Source organism: uncultured Muriicola sp. (genome assembly GCF_947258935.1).
Taxonomy (GTDB): Bacteria; Bacteroidota; Bacteroidia; order Flavobacteriales; family Flavobacteriaceae; genus Muriicola.
Window position 1 is genome coordinate 1 of the sequence record NZ_CAMYKH010000126.1, and the last position, 3304, is coordinate 3304.

The 3304-nt window shown below is 38.8% G+C and carries 4 protein-coding genes and 1 pseudogene; 4 read left to right on the plus strand and 1 reads right to left on the minus strand.

The window, feature by feature from the left end; all coding sequences use genetic code 11:
* The first annotated feature begins 3 nt into the window (after window positions 1–3).
* Window positions 4–561: a YigZ family protein gene (locus tag Q0X72_RS13450; RefSeq protein ID WP_297766458.1), complete on the plus strand. Its 558-nt coding sequence runs from the start codon at window positions 4–6 to the stop codon at window positions 559–561.
* A gap of 29 nt (window positions 562–590) precedes the next feature.
* Here the strand turns inward: Q0X72_RS13450 and Q0X72_RS13455 are convergent, their stop codons facing one another.
* Entirely contained in the window at window positions 591–992 is a 402-nt protein-coding gene (locus Q0X72_RS13455; protein ID WP_297766450.1) for a thioesterase family protein, read from the minus strand.
* A 202-nt stretch (window positions 993–1194) separates the two neighbouring features.
* Here Q0X72_RS13455 and dnaA point away from each other — a divergent pair, with 202 nt between their 5' ends.
* From dnaA to Q0X72_RS13470, 3 genes and pseudogenes are all read left to right on the plus strand, one after another.
* On the plus strand, window positions 1195–2619 hold the full coding sequence (gene dnaA / locus Q0X72_RS13460; protein WP_297766453.1) for a chromosomal replication initiator protein DnaA: 1425 nt from the start codon (window positions 1195–1197) through the stop codon (window positions 2617–2619).
* A 7-nt stretch (window positions 2620–2626) separates the two neighbouring features.
* The gene (locus tag Q0X72_RS13465) at window positions 2627–3106 is read left to right on the plus strand and encodes a low molecular weight protein-tyrosine-phosphatase (RefSeq protein ID WP_297766455.1); all 480 of its coding nucleotides are present in this window, start codon (window positions 2627–2629) and stop codon (window positions 3104–3106) included.
* Window positions 3096–3304, plus strand: a pseudogene (locus tag Q0X72_RS13470) (SAM-dependent methyltransferase); the annotation flags it as partial. The gene Q0X72_RS13465 and the pseudogene Q0X72_RS13470, both read left to right, overlap by 11 nt.

Here is a 3304-nt window from a genome sequence, read left to right on the forward strand (position 1 = left end):
GGCATTCTTTATAAAGAAAAGAACAGCAAATTTCTCGGTTATGACTACACAGTGGAAAATGAAGCAGACATTAAAAACCTTCTAGAAGCCCTTAGAAATGAACATATGGGCTCTAACCATGTATGTTATGCATGGCAACTTGGAGTTGAAGAGATATCGTATCGCGTAAATGATGACGGAGAACCCAATCATTCCGCCGGAATGCCTATCTACGGGCAAATACAGGCGTTTGAATTAACTAATGTTTTGGTTGCTGTGGTTCGGTATTTTGGTGGTACAAAACTAGGGGTTGGAGGCCTTATCTCAGCATACAGATCTGCGGCACAAATGGCATTAAGGGAAGCTAAGATCATTGAGAAGACCTTACAAGTACCTCTTTTGCTTGAATTTGATTATGTCTCTATGAACAAAGTTATGCGAATTATAAAAAAATATTCGCTACAAATAGAATCACAGACCTTGGAGATGAAATGCCAAATTACGCTTTCCATTCGTAAAAGTCATCTGAGAAAGATCAAAAACCTGTTTCTCTCTCTTCAGCATGTCACCGTGAAGGAATAGGAGCCTTTCCCCGTTTAGAAGGAAATATATTACAATTGTAGATGATCAAGAATTGAGGCAGGGCATTTTGTTGGGCGTTTTGTTTTCATGTCAATAAAAGCGAGAACGGTATTAGCCGTGATCAACAATTCACCTTCTTCATTTCTTATTTCATAATCAAATTCTATCCGCACCATTGGAAGTTTTGTTAAGGAGGTAGTTACGGTGATCAGATCGTCATAGGTAGCAGATTTCTTGAAATCCATTTTCAAGGAAATAACTGGCAGCATAATACCGTCATTTTCCATTTTTTTGTAGGAGAATCCCATGGACCTCAGCCATTCTACCCTACCCATCTCCAGGTACTGTGCATAATTGCCGTGATATACCACACCCATCTGATCGGTCTCACTGTATCGAACTCGAAAAGAAAATGTATTTTGTTGCGCCATTTTTCAGTTAAAAACTTTATATTTAAAGGTGAAGCGGATTGTACCGGAACATGCGAAAAAAAAAGCATAAATTCAACCTCAAATGATTTTTTTTTTAGCTTTTTTGTTCACATATTTGTCTCACTCTAAAAAGGAACAATTTTCCAATTTTCCTTTGACCAACTAGCTTAGATCACTAACCACTAAATAGAGATTTTTTAAAATGAGTGTTACTGCTAATTCCGTATGGAACAACTGTTTGGCATTTATCAAAGATAACATCCAACCGCAGGCATTCAAAACATGGTTTGAACCCATAAAACCGGTTAAACTTTCAGAAAAAGCACTTAGCATTCAGGTTCCCAGTAAATTCTTCTACGAATGGCTGGAGGAACATTATGTTAAATTACTTAAAGTTGCTCTTACAAAAGAACTCGGTGAACAGGCGAAGTTGGTATATATCATAAAAATGGAAAATACCTACGGCAACAAGGAACCTTTTACTGAACGTATCCCAAGTGCCAACCGAGGTGGTGTTTTGACCCAGGAAATGGATGTGCCAATTAAATCCAAGAATCCGGAATTAAAAAATCCGTTTGTGATCCCTGGTATTCGGAATATCAAAATAGAATCCCAATTAAACCCGAATTATAATTTTGAGAACTTTTTAGAAGGTGATTCCAACAGACTGGCTCGTTCTGCCGGCATGGCAGTAGCCAACAAACCAGGGGGCACTTCTTTTAATCCTCTTTTGATCTTTGGAGGAGTTGGCTTAGGCAAAACACACCTTGCTCACGCCATTGGTGTTGATATAAAAGATAAATACCCCGAACGAACGGTACTTTATATATCCGCTGAAAAATTTACCCAACAGTATATAGAGTCTGTTAAAAAGAATACCCGTAACGATTTTATACACTTCTACCAATTGATCGATGTATTGATAATTGACGATGTACAGTTCTTATCAGGTAAATCTGGAACGCAGGATGTTTTCTTCCATATTTTCAATCATCTCCATCAGAATGGAAAACAGGTAATCCTAACCTCAGATAAGGCTCCTGTTGATATGCAGGATATTGAACAACGCCTGTTATCCCGATTTAAATGGGGATTGTCTGCCGAATTACAAAACCCGGATTACGAAACAAGAATATCTATCCTAAAAAACAAATTGTACAGGGATGGGGTGGAAATGCCAGATGATATTATTGAATATGTTGCAAAACATATCAAAACTAACATTAGGGAGTTAGAAGGGGCCATTATTTCACTAATTGCTCAATCTTCATTCAACAAACGCGAAGTTACCCTGGAGCTGGCTCAGCAGGTAGTCGAAAAATTCGTGAAGAATACTAAACGTGAGGTTTCTATTGATTATATCCAGAAGGTAGTCTCTGATTATTTCGAGATGGATGTTGCTACACTCCAATCTAAGACCAGGAAACGTCATATTGTTCAAGCCAGACAGTTGGCTATGTTCTTCGCCAAAAAATTTACAAAGGCTTCACTGGCCAGTATAGGCTCTCAGATCGGTAAAAGAGACCATGCCACTGTACTTCACGCTTGTAAGACCGTAGATAATCTGGCAGAAACAGACAAGCAGTTCAGGAAATACATCGAAGACCTAACAAAGAAACTTTCCTAAAGCTCTCATGAAAGTAAAGGTGTTAATGGTATGTCTGGGAAATATTTGCAGATCGCCATTAGCGGAAGGTATTCTCCAATCTAAGGTAGATCCCACCAAAATCTTTGTAGATTCTGCAGGCACTGCCGGATATCACATAGGGACCGCACCGGACCCACGTTCCATAGAAGTTGCCAACAAACATCATATTGACATAAGTCGGCAACGTTGTCGTAAATTCCAGGTGGAGGATTTTGATTCCTTTGATCATATTTTTGTGATGGATAGGGAAAATTACAGCAATGTTTGCTCATTAGCTCTTTCGGATGATCACAGGAAGAAAGTTAGGCTGTTATTAGAAAAGACAGACTCCAATTACTCGGAAGTTCCTGATCCTTATTACGGTGGACAAGACGGCTTCCAGGAAGTTTATCATCTAATAGATAAGGCATGTGATATGTTGATACAGGACCTATTAGCTCCAAATGACCACAGAAATGAAAGCTAAAGAAACGACCAGAGGAAAATTATATCTTATTCCCACTACGCTAGGGGAAACAGAGCCACTGGAGGTGCTGCCAATATCAATCAAACAGGCCATTGAGACTATCGATCATTATATTGTTGAAAATGAAAAATCGGCTCGACATTTCATTAAAAAGATCCTTCCACGCAAATCCCAACCAGAGCTGCATATTGAACAACT

Bases quoted from the DNA above. Each gene is read 5' to 3' on its own strand.
- Q0X72_RS13465 (WP_297766455.1), top strand. From the start codon at position 2,627: ATGAAAGTAAAGGTGTTAATGGTATGTCTGGGAAATATTTGCAGATCG.
- dnaA (WP_297766453.1), top strand. From the start codon at position 1,195: ATGAGTGTTACTGCTAATTCCGTATGGAACAACTGTTTGGCATTTATC.
- Q0X72_RS13455 (WP_297766450.1), bottom strand. From the start codon at position 992: ATGGCGCAACAAAATACATTTTCTTTTCGAGTTCGATACAGTGAGACC.